At 65.4% G+C, this 17,972-nt stretch carries 10 protein-coding genes; 3 read left to right on the top strand and 7 right to left on the bottom strand.

Annotated features, from left to right (window positions below; translation table 11 throughout):
* Positions 1-10: 10 nt before the first annotated feature.
* The gene (locus AB4118_RS03615; RefSeq protein WP_441488437.1) at positions 11-4,027 is read right to left on the bottom strand and encodes an AAA family ATPase; all 4,017 of its coding nucleotides are present in this window, start codon (positions 4,025-4,027) and stop codon (positions 11-13) included.
* A 189-nt stretch (positions 4,028-4,216) separates the two neighbouring features.
* On the opposite strand from AB4118_RS03615, the gene AB4118_RS03620 reads away from it, so the two are divergent.
* A complete protein-coding gene (locus AB4118_RS03620) occupies positions 4,217-8,701 on the top strand; it encodes an autotransporter domain-containing protein (RefSeq protein WP_441488438.1) in 4,485 nt (1,494 codons plus the stop codon).
* Between the two features lie 118 nt (positions 8,702-8,819).
* On the opposite strand, the gene AB4118_RS03625 is transcribed toward AB4118_RS03620, so the two are convergent.
* From AB4118_RS03625 to AB4118_RS03635, 3 genes are all read right to left on the bottom strand, one after another.
* Positions 8,820-9,494 (bottom strand): phosphoribosylanthranilate isomerase, encoded by a 675-nt coding sequence (locus AB4118_RS03625; RefSeq protein ID WP_441488439.1) that lies wholly within the window; start codon positions 9,492-9,494, stop codon positions 8,820-8,822.
* Positions 9,495-9,616: 122 nt separating this feature from the next.
* Complete coding sequence (locus AB4118_RS03630; RefSeq protein ID WP_441488440.1) at positions 9,617-10,234, bottom strand: GyrI-like domain-containing protein; 618 nt, start codon at positions 10,232-10,234, stop codon at positions 9,617-9,619.
* Between the two features lie 301 nt (positions 10,235-10,535).
* The gene (locus AB4118_RS03635; protein ID WP_441488441.1) at positions 10,536-12,323 is read right to left on the bottom strand and encodes a peptide ABC transporter substrate-binding protein; all 1,788 of its coding nucleotides are present in this window, start codon (positions 12,321-12,323) and stop codon (positions 10,536-10,538) included.
* Between the two features lie 967 nt (positions 12,324-13,290).
* Here AB4118_RS03635 and AB4118_RS03640 point away from each other — a divergent pair.
* Both AB4118_RS03640 and AB4118_RS03645 read left to right on the top strand, forming a co-directional pair.
* Positions 13,291-14,007 (top strand): carbonic anhydrase, encoded by a 717-nt coding sequence (locus AB4118_RS03640; RefSeq protein WP_441488442.1) that lies wholly within the window; start codon positions 13,291-13,293, stop codon positions 14,005-14,007.
* Between the two features lie 163 nt (positions 14,008-14,170).
* A complete protein-coding gene (locus AB4118_RS03645) occupies positions 14,171-15,136 on the top strand; it encodes a LysR family transcriptional regulator (protein WP_441488443.1) in 966 nt (321 codons plus the stop codon).
* 27 nt (positions 15,137-15,163) lie between these two features.
* Here the strand turns inward: AB4118_RS03645 and AB4118_RS03650 are convergent, their stop codons facing one another.
* From AB4118_RS03650 to AB4118_RS03660, 3 genes are all read right to left on the bottom strand, one after another.
* Entirely contained in the window at positions 15,164-15,994 is an 831-nt protein-coding gene (locus AB4118_RS03650; RefSeq protein ID WP_441488444.1) for an ABC transporter substrate-binding protein, read from the bottom strand.
* Positions 15,995-16,135: 141 nt separating this feature from the next.
* A complete protein-coding gene (locus tag AB4118_RS03655) occupies positions 16,136-16,915 on the bottom strand; it encodes an amino acid ABC transporter ATP-binding protein (RefSeq protein ID WP_441488445.1) in 780 nt (259 codons plus the stop codon).
* On the bottom strand, positions 16,912-17,796 hold the full coding sequence (locus tag AB4118_RS03660; protein ID WP_441488446.1) for an amino acid ABC transporter permease: 885 nt from the start codon (positions 17,794-17,796) through the stop codon (positions 16,912-16,914). The genes AB4118_RS03655 and AB4118_RS03660 overlap by 4 nt, the downstream gene beginning before the upstream one ends.
* Positions 17,797-17,972 lie beyond the last annotated feature (176 nt).

Genomic DNA, 17,972 nt, shown 5'->3' on the forward strand with positions numbered 1-17,972 from the left:
AGGCCGCCCGCTATGGCAACTGATCCGCCGCTTCAGTGGCCTGATCCAGCCAGAAGCGCATGCCCATCTCGCGGTACATCGTCGTGGCGATCTCGAGCTGGTTGCGAGCCTCGGCCGGCCGGCCTGCGCGCAGGTGCAGATTTCCGAGGCCATGATGGCAGCGCGCGACAAGCGAGCCCAGCCCAAGTTCCGTCGCGAGCGCGAGCGCCTCGCGGTAGTGAATTTCGGCCTGTCCTATGGATTCGGTGCGGACCAGAACGTCGCCAAGCAGATGGAGGGCCCCTGCCTCGCCACGACGTTGACCATTCTCCCGCGCCGTGGCCAGAGCCCGTCCAGCATATCTGAGAGCGTCCGCATGCTGGCCGGCGAGCAAATGCGCATCCCCGAGGGGCACCAGGAACAGGGCCTGGCCAAAGCGATGCCCCATGGCTTCCAGAGCGCTCAGCGCCTGCTCCAGCAGAGGCAGGCCTCGCTCGGTCTGCCCCAGCAGGGCATAGGCATAGCCGAGCGTGCCCGTACTGCCCGCGGCCATGAAGGGCAGGTCGAACTCGCGGGCCACGACGCAAGCGCGCTCCAACCGCGTTATGGCTTCGGCGAACTCGCCGCGAATGACCAGGAGGTCGGCGAGACACCAATAGGCGATCGTCAGGCCGAGCGGATCATCGACCGCCAGCGCGATGCGAATGCCCTCCTCGCCATGCAGGATGCCCTGCTCGAACCTGCCTTGCTCGGCATGGATCCGCGCCAGGAAAGCACGGACCGTCACGGCTGGATATCCAGCGAGACCAAATCGCTCGAAGCGGGGCTGACGATCGAGCAACTCCAGCGCTCGCACGAAGAGCGGCTCGACCTGGGGGAACTCAAGCGTCGAGAAGCAGGCCGTCCCGAGAAACAGGGTCGCCGCCATCTGGAGTGGGACGTCGCCAAGCGAATCCGCCAGCGCCAGCGCCTGCTGGCCAAAACCCGCGGCTTCCGCGGAATCGCCGCCCAGCGCCAGGGTCTGGCACATATGGAAGGCGAACCGCGCCAGGCGGTGTTGATCGTCCAGGCGTCTGGCCAGGCTTTCGGCCTCGCGAAGACGGCCGATGATGCGCTCGAACTGTCCGAGCGGAAGAAGCGATGCCTTCAATTCGAACCGGAGATCGATGGCCTGCTCGTGCGTCTCCCGGGTCTCCGGGAGTGTGGCCAGAACACGCAAGGCCTGTTCGAAGAACCCGGCGGCCTCGCGGTTGGCCCAGCGTGCCTGCGCCAGCCGGGCTGCCTTGACCCAGTAGCCGACCGCCTCGCCGCCGAGCCCGGCTTCCGTGAAATGGTGAGCGACGAGCTCGGGCTGGTCTTCGACCCAGGCCTGGAACTGATCGATCAGCGTCCGGGCGATCGTCGCATGCAGGTCGCGTCGCCGGCTCCTGAGCATCGTGGCATAGGCAGCATCCTGCACGAGCGCGTGCTTGAAGACGTAGCCTTGCCCTGACGATGCACTGCGGCGCGAGACGAGGCCGGATTCCAGCAGCCGCGCGAGCGCTGTCTCGAGCTCCGCGGCGGCAAGACCCGACACCGCAGCGATCAGCTCGTGGGAGAACTCCCGTCCGATCGCGGCGCCGATCATGGCTGCGTCCCTTGCCGGGCCGAGCAGGTCGAGCCGGGCCACCAGCGCGGCCTGCAGCGTCGTCGGGATAGCCACTGACGGCAGGGGCCCGTCGAGGACCCAGCCGTCCCCGGTCTGACGCAACAGCCCGCTTTCGAGGAGCGAGCGTGTCAGTTCCTCGATGAACAGCGGCACGCCATCCGCCCGCGACAGGATCTGGCCGATGACAGCATTGGGGAGCGCCCTGTCCCCGGCGACGCCGCGCATGATGCCGGTGCTGTCGCCCGGGCCAAGGCGGCTGAGCGACAGCGCAGTGACATGTGGCTGGTCGAGCCAGCCGGGCTGGAATTGGGGCCGGCAGGTGACCAGCAGCAGCAGAGGCAGCCGGGCGGCGCGGCTCACCAGGCGCTCGAGCAGATCGAGCGACGACGGATCGAGCCAGTGCGCATCCTCGAACAGGATCAGGACCGGTTTCCGGGCTGCGGCGCGCTCGATCTGGTCGAGGAGCAGACCGAGCGTCATCTCGCGCTTCTGCTGCGGACTGGCCGCCAGCGGGGGGGAGCGGTCCTCCAGCGGCACTCCGGTCAGCTCGGCAAGGAGCGCCACGTCGCGCGGCATATCGAGCGATGTCGGCGCGAGCAACGCCTCCAGCCTGTCGAGCCTCGCGCCGGCGCTGTCGTCGGGGCTGAAGCCGGCATCCTGCTGGACACGGGCAATGAACGGATGCAGCGGGCTCTGTGCAAGATGCGGAGCACAGGAATAGCGCAGGAGGGAATCGGGCCCGGAGCCGGTCCGGGCCGGCACGCTCTCGGCCAGGCGCGACTTGCCGATGCCAGGCTCGCCCGAGATCAGAACGACACGCCCTTCCCCCGCACCGGCCTGATCCCAGCGGCGAAGCAGCAGCGCGATCTCTTCCTCGCGGCCGATGAGCGGGCTCAGAACGGCGCCGCGCCGTGCATCGAAGCGGCTCACCCCGGCGATCTCGCCAAGGACCTGCCACGCTTCAAGAACCTGCCATGCTTCAAGGACCTGCAATGCTTCCGGCTGTTGCGCGCCACTGCGGACCGAGAGCGCCCGGCAGGCGAACTGCCGGCCCACAAGCTGCTGCGTGCTCGCGGCAATGACGACTTCGCCCCCTGCCGCACGGCCCTGCAGACGCGCCGCCAGGGCCGGGGCCTCGCCCGTCGCGACATGCTGGCGATTCTTGTCCGCGGTCGATTTCTCCCCGACGACGACGAGCCCGGTGGCGATGCCGACGCTTGCCTGCAGCGCCCCGGCCAACGGCGCGGTCAGGCTGCCGATGGCGGCAAGGAGAGCAAGGCCGGCGCGCACGGCGCGTTCGGCATCATGCTCATGGGCAGCCGGATAGCCGAAATACACGACAACGCCATGGCCCTGGTAATGGGCGACGAAGCCGCCAAATCGCGTTGAGACATCGGCGACGGTCGCGTGGAAGGCGGCGATCAGATCGTGGATATCTTCGGGATCGGGGCTCGCTGAGGGGCTGATCGCGCCGACCAGATCGCAAACCAGGATCGTCAGTTGGCGCTGCTCCAGAGCATCCGGGCGAAGCCCCTTCGTCGGGGCCTCGCCGTCTCGCGCCGCCACGATCCCTGCTGCGACAGGCGGTTCTACTGTCCCGGAAGCTGTGGGATGCCGTTCGCCGCTCGCGCGCGGCGCGCTTGCAACACTTGGCACACTTGGCGGCGCTGCGCTGCGAAGCTCCGCTGCCAGCGCCTGCGTGACCGCATCGGGCGCCGCGCCGAGTTCGTGCCTCAGCAGCGCGGCGAGATCCTGATAATGCCTGAGCGCCTCGGCCTTGCGTCCCATCGCGACGAGCGCCTGGAGGGCGACCCGATGCGCATCCTCACGCAGGGCATTCACCTGGATGGCCCGATGAGCCGCCTTGAGCGCAGCCTCCTCGTTCCCCGCCCGCATCGCGTCCTGGCTCTCGCTGACCATGGCGTCGAGCGCCAGGCCTTCGAGGCGCCCGCGCAGCGAGGCGCGCCAACTCAGCCACGCGTCTTCTTCGATATTCAGGTCGGCCAGAAACGAACCCCGGTGGAGATCGGCGGCCGCGGCGAGCGACGCAGCCCCGCCCTCGGTGATCAACGCCTCGAAGCGAACAGCATCGCAATCGATCGCGCCGGGCGCGAGCCAGACCTCGTCGTCGGTACTGACGAGCGTTTCCTGGCCTAAAATCCGACGCAGCCGAAAAATCGCCTGCCGCAGGTTCTGTCGGGCCTGTGTCTCGAAATGCGAGCCCCACAGCAGGTGGGCCAGCCTTTCACGCGGCTGGGGTTGAGGCGCCGTGCAGGCCAGATAGGCCAACAACCCCGACAGTTTCCGGCTCGGCAGCCGGACGATGCCATCGCGCGTTGCCAGCTCGAATCGTCCGAGCAGCGAGAGACGAAAATGGGGAAGAGCGACACCGTCCTTCATTCTGCCGGCAACACGAACAGGTCGATCCTTCTCGAAAAGCACAGATTCTGCCCGGCGCGAACGCAGAGGCAGGCAGAATTAACGCTCGTGTCACGGCGCAATAACGGCCTGACGACGGCGCACGAACTTAAACAATAGCCAGAGATCGCTGCGCCGGACAGCGGTGTTTTGCATGCATGAGACGGACTGATGACATCGACCTTGTTGACCAGCGCAACGCGCGGTTTGCGCCGCGGGCGGCTCTTGTCCACCACCGCGTTGGCGGGGTTGGTCCTGACGTTTCCGGGCGCGGGCAGCTACGCCCAGACCCTCGTGACGGATGGCACTTTGGTCGTGAGCTCCGACGCTCAACTCGGCGTCAATACCGTCACCGTCGACAATTCGGCCAACAAGAGTGCCACGCTGCAGATCAATGCGGGCGTCAGCATCGGCAACGAGGTCACCCTCAATAACGGGGGCACGCTGAGCAATGCGGGCACCCTTTCGCGAATGGCTGCAGGGGAGGCTGGCGTGCAGTCCATGACCGGTCGCGCCACGGTGGACAATCTGCAAGGCGCAACGATATCCGGGCAAACGCAAGGCGTGTTGGTGCACGGAGGCGGCACGCTGACCAATACCGGCGGCACGATCACCGGTGCGACGCTCGATGGGGCGTCGTTCGGCGGAGACGCGACGGTCACGAACACGCAGGGCGGAACGATCAGGGGCAAGCGAGCCGGCGTGCTTGTTTTCGGAAACGGAACAGTGACCAACACCGGAGGCACGATCATTGGCACCGACGTTTCCGGCGTGCAAATCGACACTGGAACGATCTCGAATACGCTGGGCGGAACCATCACGGGCCGGGACAGCGGCGTGACGCTGACTGCCGGCGGCACGATCATCAATGGTGCCGGCTCGACGATCGAGGCCGCGCTGGGGGCCCTGGCGGTGAGCTCGGTCATCGGAAACGTCTCGCTCAGCAATGCGGGCAAGCTGATCGGGCACGTGGCCCTGCGCTCCAACGCCAATGGCGATGAAATCCACGATGTCACGCTGTTCACAGGCTCCAGCATCACGGGCAATCTGAGCTTCGGCGCCAATGCCGCCTCCACGCTGACGCTGGATGGCACCGGCACGCAGCTCTATTCGGCGGCCGTCGGCGGCACGACCAGCTTCAGCGCCGGCACGCTTATCAAGCAGGGCAGCGGCACCTGGACGCTGGACAAGGCGATGACGCGCAGCGGCGCCACGCAGGTCAAAGCCGGAACCCTGGCGGTCGCCAATAATGCGGGCCTGGGCAGCGGCTCCGTCACGGTGGACAACAGCGGCGCTCTCGGCGCCACGCTGAAGATCAATGCGGGCATCAGCATCGGCAACGAAGTCATCGTCAACAACGGTGGCACCCTGAACAACGCTGGCACCATTTCGCGAACGGCTGCAGGGCAGGTCGGCGTGCTGTCCACCGCGGGCGTCGCCACGGTGGTCAACGCAGTCACCGGGCGGATCGAGGGGGATTATGTCAGCGTGCAGCTCGGTGATGGCGGCACGGTGACCAACCAGGGCGGCACCATCACAGCCGTGAGCCACGGCGTGCTGCTCGACAAAGGTGGCGACGTGAGCAATCTCGGCGCCACGAGTGTTATCCGCGCCAGCGGCACTGATGGCCTCGGCGTGTTCATCAATACAGACGGCACTGTGACCAACGGGACCGGCGCGAGCATTGCCGGCGGGTTGGGCGGCGTCCGCATCTGGGGTGCCGGCACGGTGACCAACACCGGCGGCACCATCAGCGTGACCGCGGACAACCAGGGTCACGGCGTGGAGATCGTCGTCGGCCAGGGCACCGTCACCAACGAGGGCGGCGGCAGGATCACGGGCAAGCTCTACGGGGTGAGCTTTGCCGATGGCGGGACGGTGACCAACACGGCAAGCTCGATCATCGCCGACGGGACAGATGCCCTTGCCGCGGGCGTGGGCATCAGCGGCGGGGCGGGCACGGTCACCAATACCGGGTCGGGCAGCCTCATCAAGGGCCCCTCGGCGGGCGTCCGTCTGATCAATGGAGGCACGGTGACCAACGGCGCTGGCGCCACCATCGAGGGCACGGAATCGGTGCAGGCTATCGGCGGCAACACCGCGCTCAGCAATTCCGGCGCACTGAAAGGCAATGTGGCGCTGCGCGCCGCGGGCACCAACACGGTCACGCTGTTCACCGGCTCCAGCATCACGGGCAACCTGGGCATCGGCACCAACGCAGCGTCCACGCTGACGCTGGATGGCGCGGGTACTCAGCTTTACTCGGCGGCCGTCAGCGGCACGACCAGCCTCAGCACCGGCGCACTCGTCAAGCAGGGCAGCGGCACCTGGACACTGGACAAGGCCCTGACGCGCAGCGGCATGACCCAGGTCAAGGCCGGGACGCTGGTGGTCGCCAATACGTCAGGCCTCGGCTCCGGCGGCCACGCGACGATATCGGGCGGCAGGCTGCAATTCGGTGACGGCGCAGCGGCTGGAACCTACACTCTCGCCGGCACGATCGACGTGACCGGCGGCAGCCTGGCGATCCAAAACCTGGCGGTGGTGAAGGTCGCGCAGGATGTCCGCTTTGCCAACAATACGGAGCTGTCGATCGTCGCCTTCGCCAGCGCCCCCCTGCTCCAGGCCGAACGCGTCACGCTCGGCAGCAATGTCGCCTTCAACCTCAGCGGCATCAGCGACGCGAACGGCCTGGACAAGGTCCTGATCGATACGCGCTCGGGCATCAGCGGCGACTTCGGCACGGTCACGGTCGGCGGCTTCAACGGGACAGTCGACTATCTGACGCTGTCGACCCGCAAGTCGGACGACAGCAAGCAATATCTCGCCAGCTATGGCTTGAGCTGGACTGCGGGCAACTCGCTCGCGCATGGCACGTTCACGCTGACCAATCCCGCCGACAGGTTCGATATGGGCGCGGCGCTGACCGACCGGGCGCCCAATGCCGCAACCGGCTGGGACGGCAGATCCCTGACCAAGGCGGGCGCCGGCACGCTCGTGCTCACGGGCGCCAACACCTTTACAGGCGCCACGACGGTCAATGCCGGCACGCTCGTCGTCAACGGCTCGACCGCGAGCGCGGCGACCGTGAATGGCGGTGGCACGCTCGGTGGCTCGGGCACGATCGGCGGCCTTGCCGTGATGAGCGGCGGCACGGTCGCGCCCGGCAACTCGATCGGCATGCTGACCATTGCCGGCAATGTCGCCTTCGCCGCTGGCTCGACCTATCAGGTCGAGATCAATGCGGCCGGACAGAGCGACCGGATCAATGCCACGGGCATTGCGACACTGTCGGGCGGCGCTGTCCAGGTCCTGGCAGAGAACGGCAATTACGCGGCCTCGACGAACTATACCATCCTGACGGCAGGCGGCGGCGTCAGCGGGCAGTTCGCCGGCGTCAGCTCGAACCTCGCCTTCCTGACGCCCTCGCTGGCTTATGACGCGCAGAACGTCACGCTGACGATGAGCCGCAACGGCACGTCGTTCGGGCCCGGCGGCGGCGGAGCCTTCATCGCCTTGACGCGCAACCAGAGCGGGATCGCGGTCGCGGCGGAACGGCTGGGTGCCGGCAATCGGATCTATGACAGCTTGATCTCGGCGACAGCCGATGAGGCGCGCGCCGGTTTCGACCAGCTCTCGGGCGAGGCCCATGCCCAGGGCGTCGCGGTCGCGATCGGCGAAAGCCGGCTGCTCCGCGAGGCGATCCTCGGGCGCCTGCGCGGGCCGCTGCTGGTCGCGCCAGGCCAGAGCGTCGCGGCGGAGTTCACGGCCGATCTGCCGAACGCGAAGGGCGCAATCATGCTGCCGGCGCCGCGCTTCGAGGAGCGCTTCACCATCTGGGGCGAAGCGGTCGGAGCACAAGCGAACACCAATGGCGACGGCAATGCGGCGAGTCTCTCGCAGCGCACCGGCGGCGCCATCCTCGGCGCCGACCTCAAGCTCTACGAGACGGCGGCGGGCTCGCTTCGGGTCGGCGTTGCCGGCGGCTACACCCGCTCGAATTTCGATGTCGACGCCAGGCTGTCCTCCGGCCGGCTGGAGAGCGGCCATGCCGCACTCTATGCCGGCGCCCGCCTCGGCGCATGGCGGCTCGATGGCGGCCTGGGATATTCGTTCGGCGAAACCAGCCTGACCCGCCAGGTGCAGCTCCGCAGCTTTGGTGACAGGCTGCGCTCGGATCGCGACAGCCAGGTGGCCCAGGCCTTCGCTGAGCTGGGCTATGCCTTCCGTTTCGAGCAGTTTGCCCTCGAGCCCTTCGCCCAGCTCGTCCTGCTCCGGGTCTCATCCGGCTCCGGCCTCGAGCAGGGCGGCGCGGCCGCACTGCGCGTCTTCTCCGGCGACCAGAATCTCGGCTTCACGACCTTGGGCCTGCGCGCCGAGGCGCAGATCGGCACGATGCCGCTCTTCGCCCGCGGCCTGCTCGGCTGGCGCCATGGCTTTGGCGAGTTGACGCCGCGAGCAGCCACGGCCTTCCTTGCCGGCACGACCCCGGCCTCGGTCTACGCGACGGCCATCGATCGCAATGCGCTGGTCGCCGAAGCCGGGCTCGACTGGCGCGCCACCGCCTCGACCACGGTCGGGATCACCTACTCCGCGGCCATCGGCGAGCGAACCCGCGATCACGCCCTCAAGGGACGCATCGACATCAGGTTCTGAAGGCGAGCGCAGGCCGGTTCCGGCGCCGTGGGTCGCGCGGCCGTGCCAGGCGCCGGGAAACGAGAATGGGCCCTTTGCGCGGGGGCAGGATGCCCGGGTTGGCCAAGCGCGCCCGCCTCTAGGCCGGGTTCAGAGCGTCATCCGCCTTCCGCACGGCCAAGGCAAAATCCGCCAACTTGACCGGGTCGAGCCGGCCTGCTGTCCGGGCGCCTGAAGACAGATCCACGCCGAACGGCCTGACCTGTCGGATGGCAGCGCCGACATTTGCCGGGGTAAGCCCGCCCGCGAGGAACACCGGCAGAGGGCTGGCATCGACGAATTCGGCGCTGATCGCCCAGTCATGCGGGCGCCCGGTGCCGCCCAGTTCCGGCGTCGCTGCGTTCGGACTCCCTGAGTCGAGCAGGAAGGCGTGAACATACGGGCTGTAGGCCTGGATCATCTCCAGAGCTGCGCGGCTCTCGACATGGACGACCTGAACGCGGCGCAGATCAGGCTCTATCTCGGCCAGGCGGGCGGACTCCGCCGGATCGATGTTCCAGAGAATCTGGACCGTGCTCGGACGCGTCCGGCGCACATGGGCCGCGATCGCCTCGGCTGTCCGCTCGACGGTCAGCAGGAATGTCGCGACGGGAGGCGGCGTGAGTGTCGTGATCGCGGCGACTGTCGGGTCCGCGACATGGCGAGGACTGGAAGGCCCCACACAATTGAAGCCAAGAGCGTCGACGCCAGCCGCTACCGCGAGGCGGGCTTCATCGGCTGACGCGATCCCGCAAACCTTGATCCGGGTTCTCATATCCCAGCAATCCGCCAAATCGGTTCATGACGCAATCTCGGCTCTTCGCCCCGCGGATAGCCTTCGTGCTCGTGGACAGCAGACATTGGCGCATGGGCAGGAACCGATTTCCGCCCTGCCCCCTATGCCAAGGATATCACCGGCTGGCGAAGGACCGTTTTGAGCCTGGCCGCTTCAGTCTTGCGCGGATCGCTCAGATAGATTTCGTGGTGGGGGCCGTTGAAGGTCATCCCCTTGCCCGGCATCACCTCATCATGGAGCCGGGCCAGGACCGGCACCTCCTCATCATAGCTGCCGACATGCAGGGTCTGGAGCGAGAGCCCTTCAGCATAGAATTCGTGGCGCAGGCTCTGCGGGGGCTGGCCAAGCTTTCCACCCGTTTTGGCCACCGCCTTCTCGAACATGTCATGGGTGACGAAATCAGGAACCATGATCATCATCGTCCAGCGCCACAGGTTCTTTTGGCGGGTGATGAAGCTTCGGGGATCGTCGGCCCACCACAATCCTTCCAGCGGCGGCACCACATAGTCCCTGCCGAGCGCAGCCTTTGCGGCGAACTTCACGGCATAGCTGACCCCGTAGAGCCATTCGATCGCCGAACGGTAAGCCGGTGCGGTGTTGGGATCGCCTTCGCCGTTGACCTTCACGAACGGCATCTGCGGCACGTCGACCAAAGCGAAGTCCCCGGCGAGCGGGTCATAAAGTGGTCCAAGGGCTTTCTTGAAATCGATCTTCGCCATCCGCGTCCCCCGTTCGCTGTCACCGAAACGACTGTGCGATGACAAGGAATGGCAGCAGTCGCTCGCGGAACGGGCCCAATGTGCCCGCAGCCGGACATGGGCGTTCAGAACAGGCCAAATCTGTTCGCGTGCCAGATCTATTCGCGTGCAAGTCGGAGGCCGGCCAGATTTCATCGAAAGCCTGGTCGATGAATTCGCCGGGCCCTGCCGCAGCGGGGTCGCGACGCCGTGCGGATGCCGGCGCCGCGGATATCGGTTGCGGCCCCTCACCGAGATGTCCCGGTGAGGGGCTGCTTCGTGCTTAGTTGCGATACCAGGAAGCGAGATTCCAGGTATCCACGTCCCAGCCGCTGTGATCATGCGCGAGGGTCAGCGCCGCAGCGACGACCTTGGTCCGCGACAGGACCGGCAGGATCACGTTGGCCTCGCAGAAGATCTCGTTGACCTTGATCAGCAGCGCAGCGCGCTTGGCCGGGTCGAGTTCCTTCTGCGCGGCCTTGTAGGCCTCGTCAGCCGCCGGGTCGGAGTAGCGCGAGACGTTGCGGCCGAGCCACTTGTTCTCCTTGTTGGCGATTTCCCAGGACACGAACTGGTTGAGGAAACGCTCCGGATCCGGCTGCGGCTGCGTCGTGGTGTACATCTCCATGTCGACATAGAGCTTGGTGTAGGTGTCGGGGTTGGCGACGTCCGAGGAGAAGAACACGGACGCGGTCACCGACTTCAGCTCGAGATCGATGCCGGCGCGCTGGCAGGCCTGCTTGATGATGGCCTGGACCTTCTGACGCGGCGCGTTGATCGAGGTCTGGAAGACGAACTTGAGCTTCTTGCCATCCTTCTCGCGGATGCCGTCGGCACCCTTCTTCCAGCCGGCGTCGTCGAGGATCTTGTTCGCCTTCTCGAGGCTGAATTCGTATTTCAGCTTCTCCGACTTGAACTGCTTCGGCTGGTTCACGAAGCTCGCCGTCGCGATGCCGCCGCGGCCATAGATGAACTTCTGGATCGAGTCGCGGTCGATCAGCAGGTTGATCGCCTGGCGCACGGCCGGGTCGCTCAACGTCGGGTGCTTGGTCTTGACGCTCGAACGCTCGCCATCGACCTCGGTCCACGGGTCGGTGGTGTTCAGGGTGATAAACTCCACGTCGCCGGCCTGCGCTGCACTGATCCTGCCGCGCCCACCGGTCTCCATGCGCTTGAGAACTTCGTCCTCGACCAGCGTATCCCAGGCATAGTCGTATTCGCCGGTCTGCAGCACGGCGCGCGCCGCCGAGATCGCGTCACCACCGCCCTTGACCTCGAGCGTGTCGAAATGCGGCTTGTTCTGGACGTGGTAATTCTCGTTGCGCGTGCCGGTGAGCACGTCGCCCGGCTTGAAGTCGACGAACTTGTAGGGGCCGGTGCCGACTGGCTTCAGGTTGGCCGGAGCCTCACGCGACTTGGCGCCCTTGTACTCGCCGAAATGGTGCTTCGGGATGATCATGCCGGCGACGCCGACGAAAGCATCGGCCCAGAACGGCGTCGCTTCCTTGAAGATCACCTTGACGGTGTGGGAGTCGATCTTCTCGACCTTGATGTCCTTGTAGGCGCCGGTCGTATAGGCGGCGGTCGCCGGATCGGCGGCATATTCCCAGGTGAAGACGACGTCATCGGCGGTGAACGGCTTGCCGTCATGCCAGGTCACGCCCTGCTTCAGCTTCCAGGTGACGCTTTTGCCGTCCTCGGAGAGGCCGCCATTGGCCTTGGTGGGAGCTTCGGCCGCGAGCTGCGGGAAGAGATTGCCCTCCTTGTCCCAGCCGGCGAGCGGCTCGTAGAAGACGCGCGAGGCGACCTGGTCCTTGGTGCCGGAGGCGAAATGCGGGTTCAGCAGGGTCGGTGCCTGCCAGAGCAGGATCTTCAACGGTCCACCGCCGCCAGCCTTCGTCGGCTTGTATTCGATCGTTGCGTTCGCCATTGCGACGCCGTTCCAGGCGAGGATCTGGCTCGCGATCGGCGCAGTAATACCCACTGCCGCCATTCGCTGAATAAAGGAACGCCGCGAGAGGCGACCTTCCTTCAGATTGTTCACCATCCCCTGGATATCTTGACTATTCATGACTTACCCTCAGATTCAACTGACAAGATACCGGTCAATAAATTGACCGGATCCAGCCTTCTTTTATTGAATCCAAAGCGTGACGATGCTTTGGATTCAACGCTGGTGGTAAGAGCTACAGAATTAAGCCCGGCTTAAGGCAATCGGCGAAGGTGGCGCTTAAGGTCCGCTTCCGGCACAAGTCGGATATGCGGATGCCGCGGGCCTAAGGGACGAACGTGCGAAAGCACCCTTGATCCGCACGCAACAGGGTTATTTTCCCGGAGGGCCTGCCGATGAAGCTTCCAGAGGGGTCCGTGGATCCCTGTATGACCTGGCCACAGTGACCTATTCCCTGTGCAGTCGAGAACTTGAATTGCCCATATTGGTTGTTATCGACTTCCACCCGAAACCCATGCGAGCTCAATTCATCCTTGAGCCTGGAATAATCGCTCCCAAGAGGGTACTCCGCCGCAATATGCGCCCTGAATTCGTGTCCATCTAAGGCAAAATCCGACCCGCAGGCCGTCAGTACGAGGCACATCGCGGCGGCGCCGTAGGCTTTATTTGATCCCATTTTCAACGCCGCCTCGATCCAAGCTCGTTTCGACCAAAACGCTCTCATTGCGAGATCACTGAAGCAATTGGGCTTTCGTTCCCTACGTTAGCTCTGAATTCGGTTCCGGCGCCCCTTGGAGCGCCCGTTCTTCATGCTGCCCCAAGGTCGGACGCCTGCCCTCTCCGGGGCCGCCCAGGCTTTCCGTCCGGTGCCGGCCTGCACGCGGGACCTATGGAGCGCTGCAATGGGCTTGGCTCAGGCAAGTCACGCATGACGCCACTCTACGCAATTAGGGCTTCGCAGCGTTCCCGTCCTGTAGCAGTAATACAGCGCATGCTCGGCCTGCGAACCTAACGGCAAGGTGGTGAATCGCCGCTCTGAGCGGCCGGGCTGCGCGCCATGCAGGCCGTTCTGAAGGAGACTTCCGTCATGTGTGATCTCTGCTGCTCGCCCGCGCCCGGCCTGTCCCGCCGTGGCCTGTTTTCCGGCATGGTGGCCCTTGCCGGCGCCGCCGCCCTGCCCCGGCAGGCCTTCGCCCAGGCCGCGCCCCCGCAGAATGCGATCTCGCCCGACGAAGTGCTGAAGCGGCTGATGGAGGGCAATGCCCGCTATGCCGCGAACACCCCGACCAATCAGGATTACTCGGCCGGCCGGGCTGCCCGCGCCAGCGCCCAGTATCCGGTCGCCGCGATCCTGAGCTGCGCGGATTCGCGGGTCTCGCCGGAACTCGCCTTCGACCAGGGCCCCGGCGACCTCTTCGTGGTTCGTCTCGCCGGCAATTTCGTCAATGACGATGGCCTGGCCAGCCTCGAATATGCCGTGAAATACCTCAACACGCCGCTCGTCATGGTCCTTGGCCATTCGGGCTGTGGCGCCATCGACGCCACGATCAAGGTCGTGCGGGACAAGGCGACCCTGCCGGGCCATCTCCAGGAAATGGTGCGCGAACTCAGGCCCGCAGTCGCGACCGCCAAGGCCGGCAAGCCGGACGACCTCCTCGCCGCGGCGATCGCGGAAAATATCCGCCGCGGCAAACGCCGCCTCGAGACCGCCAAGCCGATCCTCGCGGAGTTCGTTGCTAGCAGGCAGATCAAGGTCGTCGGGGCACATTACGAGCTGGCGAGCGGCAAGATCACGCTGCTCTGAGGCTTGGCCGGGACACCGGGCCGGAGCCGCGCGGCAGGTCACCCAACGGGGCGAGCCGCGCGATGCGCCCGCCTCTCGACTTCCGCTTTCATGCCCTCTCCGTTAGGCACGCTGGGAGAGCGAGCGGAACACTCCCCGCCGGTCGAGCGAACAGGGAACGGGCGTGCGCAAACTTGGCTTTGACCTGCGTCAGCTGGAGATTTTCCGGGCCGCTGTTTCCGCCGGAACCCTTACGGAAGCCGGGCGCATGCTCGGCCTCACCCAATCCGCCGTGTCCCAGGTCATCGCGTCATTGGAGAAGGAGTTCGAGGTTCCGCTGATCGACCGCAGTATTCGTCCGGTTCAGGTCACCACGGCAGGCCGGATGCTGCTGGAGCGGGCGGAAGCGCTGCTCACCGAGGCCACCGAGCTCGACATCAATCTGCGTCGGATGAGCCGCAATGCGACGCCCACCCTCAGGATTTCGATGGTCGCTTCGCTGACCACGGTTGTCGGCCCGCAATTCGTGCGGGAACTCGGCCATTCCTTCAAGCGATGCTCGCTCTTTGCAAACCTGCGCGGGCTCAGCGAACAGCAGTTCCGGAGTCGGGAGATCGACATCCTGATCGGCGTCGACCTGTTGAGGGAAACCGACGTCGCGCTCACCATCCCCCTCCTGATCGAGCCCTTTGCCCTGCTGCTGCCGGAAGCCTGGGACAAGCCGGTCGAGAGCCTGGCGGATCTCCAGGGACTCAGCTTCATCCGTCACACCCAGCGGACCAGCGCCGGCCGGCAGATCGAGCAGGCAATCCGCCAGCGAAGACTCGACTTTCCCCGCGAATTCGAAAGCGACACGGCAGACACCATCGCAACGATGGTGTCTGCCGGATTGGGTTGGACGATCACGACGCCGCTGATTGCCCTGCAGACACGGGAGCGGCTGCGCGGAACGCGTCTCGTCGCCTTGCCGGCCATGAAACTGAGGCGGCGTGTCGACCTCTACGCCCGGAAGTCCGAGCTCGGAACGATCCCGCAGGAGGTTGCGCAGCTTCTCTGCAAACTCCTGCGGACCCAGGCCCTCCCCCTCCTCCACGACATGGCTCCGTGGATGGGGGATCAGTTCCACCTGTTCGAGCAGGAGAAAGGCTGAACTCCTGCCTTTCTCCTGCCTGCCGGATCAGTCCAGCGGCTTGCCGTTGATCGCGATGCTCTTGAGCCCGCTCGGCTGGACACCGTATTTGTCGACGATCGCCTGGTAGCTGCCGTCGGCAATCATCGCCTTCAACGCTGCAGCCACCGCGTCCCGCAGCCCCGGGTTCTTCTTGGAGACGCCGATGCCCTGATAGGTCATCGCGAACGGCTCTCCCAGGAGCTTGTAGGTATTGGCTTCGAGAGCCATCAGGTAAGGCAGGGTCTCGTTGCCTTGAGCCCCGGCGTCGATACGCCCCTGGCGCAGTTGAGCCCGCGCATCGGCCGAGCCTTCGGTCCCCAGGATCTTGACCGCTGGCTTGCCCGACTTGACGCAGTTCTCCTGGCTCCAGCTCTCGATCTCCTTCGGGAAATTGGTCCGCCGGCTCGCTCCAACGGTCTTGCCGCAGAGGTCGGCTGCGGATTTGAATTCGTCGGTTCTCTTCTGCTGGACGAAGTACTGCACGCCCGATTGCATGTAATCGACGAAGTCGATGAGTTCGCGCCGCTCGGGCAGATCGTTCATCCCGGCCAGGATCAGGTCGACCCGCTCGGTCGTGACAGCACTGATCATCTGCTCGAAACTGGTTTCCTGCCACTCCACCTTGACGCCGAGCCGCTGGCCGATCGCGTTTCCGATATCGATGTCGTACCCGCTCAGCTGGTTTGTCGCCGGCTCCTTGAAGGTGACGGGCGGATAGTTCGCGACCGTGGCAATAACGATCTTTCCGGCTGTTTTGAATTTTTCCGGCACGGCTTGAGCGTGAGCGCAGGACAGGCTGGCAAGTAAAGCCGCGACGGCGCATGCATGGATCTTCATATCCCACTCCTCTTCTGTGTTGAAAGCGAACGGCCGGCGCTAGATCGCCATGCGTCCGTTCGAACGCAGGACCGGCGATCTATCTCTTTGTTTGAGCATCGGATTTTTCGAAAACCGGTTTCCACCTTTCGGTCCGATGCTCTAGGCGCGTACGGCAGAGATGAATTCCTGGGTGCGCCTGTGCTTTGGCGTGGCCAGCAAGGCGTCCGGCCGGTCCACTTCGACGATCTCGCCCCTGTCCATGAAGACGACGCGGTCCGCGACTTCGCGGGCGAAGGCGAGCTCATGGGTGACGACGATCATCGTCATGCCGCTCCTGGCGAGTTCCCGCATGACCTGCAGCACGTCGCCGACGAGTTCGGGATCAAGCGCGGAGGTCGGTTCGTCGAACAGCATCAGGTCGGGCCTCATGGCCAGGCCGCGCGCGATCGCCACCCGTTGCTGCTGGCCACCGGAGAGCTGGCTCGGATAGGCGTTCTCCTTGTCGGCCAGGCCGACCTGGACCAGCAGCGCCCGGGCTCGCTCGCGCGCCTGGCCAGGCTCCTCGCCCAGCACCTGCACCGGCCCTTCGACGATGTTTTCCAGCGCCGTGAAATGAGGGAACAGATTGAAGCGCTGGAACACGATGCCGATCGAACGGCGCTGGCGGGCGATCTCGCGATCCTTGAGGTGATAGAGCTTCTGCCCCTCGCGCCTGTATCCGACGAGTTCGGAATTGACCCAGATCGCTCCGCCGTCGATCTGCTCGAGCTGGTTGATGCAGCGCAGGAACGTGCTCTTCCCCGAACCCGATGGGCCGATGACGCAGACGACCTCCCCTCGCCAGATATCGAGCGTGATGTTCTTCAGCGCTTCGAAATCCCCGAAGGTCTTGCGGATATCGATGGCCCGCACCAGCGGCGTGGCATGGTGGCTGGTCATCGACGACCTCCCCTGTCGCCGCGACCGAAATACCGCTCGACGAAGCTCTGGCCGAAGCTCAGCAGGCTGACGATGGCGAGATACCAGATGCTGGCGACGAACAAGAGTTCAAGGACACGGGAATTGGCGTAGTAGATCGTCTGCGCGGCGTGAAGCATTTCGGAGTACTGGATGACGCTCGCCAGCGATGTGAGCTTGATCATCCCGATAAATTCATTGCCGACCGGCGGAACGATGACGCGCATCGCCTGCGGCATGACGATTCTGCGCAGCATTCGCATGCGCGTCATGCCGATGGCCTGGGCGGCCTCATATTGTCCCTGGTCGACCGACTGGAGACCAGCGCGAACGACCTCGGACGTATAGGCGCCCTGCTGAATGCCGAGCCCGAGAAGACCGGCCACGAACGGGGTCATGACATCCACGGTCCGGACATCGAACAGCCCGGGAAAGGCGATGCGCGGGAAGATCAGAGCCAGGTTGAACCAGATCAGCAGCTGCAGGAGCGCAGGCGCCGCCCGGAAGAGCCAGACATAGCCGATGGCGACGATGCGCAGCACCGGGTTCCTGGACAGCCGCATGACGGCGAAGACGACGCCGAGCACGATCCCCAGGACCATCGCGCAGACCGCGAGCAGGATGGTGTTGGCCAGCCCGTGCATGATCGCGGGAGCGGTCAGGAACTGCCCGACATAGCGCCATTCGATGTCGCCGAGCGCGAAGGCTCGCGCAATCGCGGCGAGAATGGCGAGGATCGCGGCAGCGGCAAGGAAGCGCCCGTAATGCCGCTGGGGCATGATGGTGTAATGGGCGATGCGGTATTCATCGGCAGGCAAGCCGCCGGGCCCCGGAGCGGCCATTGTCGTGACGGTCGATGTCATGGCGGGCTCCGATCGCAGCAGCCGGCCAGCAACGCGCAAGCGATGCGTCTCATTCACTGATCCCCATTGAGTGTTGGCGGCCCGGGATGGCCAGGGGCGCGCAGGCCGGCCTAGATCGCCTTGCGTCCGTTCGGACGCAGGAGTGGCGATCCAGCTCTTTGTTTGGGCATCGGATT

The organism is Allobosea sp. 2RAB26, from assembly GCF_052115465.1.
Lineage (GTDB): Bacteria > Pseudomonadota > Alphaproteobacteria > Rhizobiales > Beijerinckiaceae > Allobosea.

Bases quoted from the DNA above. Each gene is read 5' to 3' on its own strand.
- AB4118_RS03625 (WP_441488439.1), bottom strand. From the start codon at position 9,494: ATGAGAACCCGGATCAAGGTTTGCGGGATCGCGTCAGCCGATGAAGCC.
- AB4118_RS03640 (WP_441488442.1), top strand. From the start codon at position 13,291: ATGTGTGATCTCTGCTGCTCGCCCGCGCCCGGCCTGTCCCGCCGTGGC.
- AB4118_RS03660 (WP_441488446.1), bottom strand. From the start codon at position 17,796: ATGACATCGACCGTCACGACAATGGCCGCTCCGGGGCCCGGCGGCTTG.
- AB4118_RS03635 (WP_441488441.1), bottom strand. From the start codon at position 12,323: ATGAATAGTCAAGATATCCAGGGGATGGTGAACAATCTGAAGGAAGGT.
- AB4118_RS03650 (WP_441488444.1), bottom strand. From the start codon at position 15,994: ATGAAGATCCATGCATGCGCCGTCGCGGCTTTACTTGCCAGCCTGTCC.
- AB4118_RS03615 (WP_441488437.1), bottom strand. From the start codon at position 4,027: ATGAAGGACGGTGTCGCTCTTCCCCATTTTCGTCTCTCGCTGCTCGGA.
- AB4118_RS03655 (WP_441488445.1), bottom strand. From the start codon at position 16,915: ATGACCAGCCACCATGCCACGCCGCTGGTGCGGGCCATCGATATCCGC.
- AB4118_RS03620 (WP_441488438.1), top strand. From the start codon at position 4,217: ATGACATCGACCTTGTTGACCAGCGCAACGCGCGGTTTGCGCCGCGGG.
- AB4118_RS03630 (WP_441488440.1), bottom strand. From the start codon at position 10,234: ATGGCGAAGATCGATTTCAAGAAAGCCCTTGGACCACTTTATGACCCG.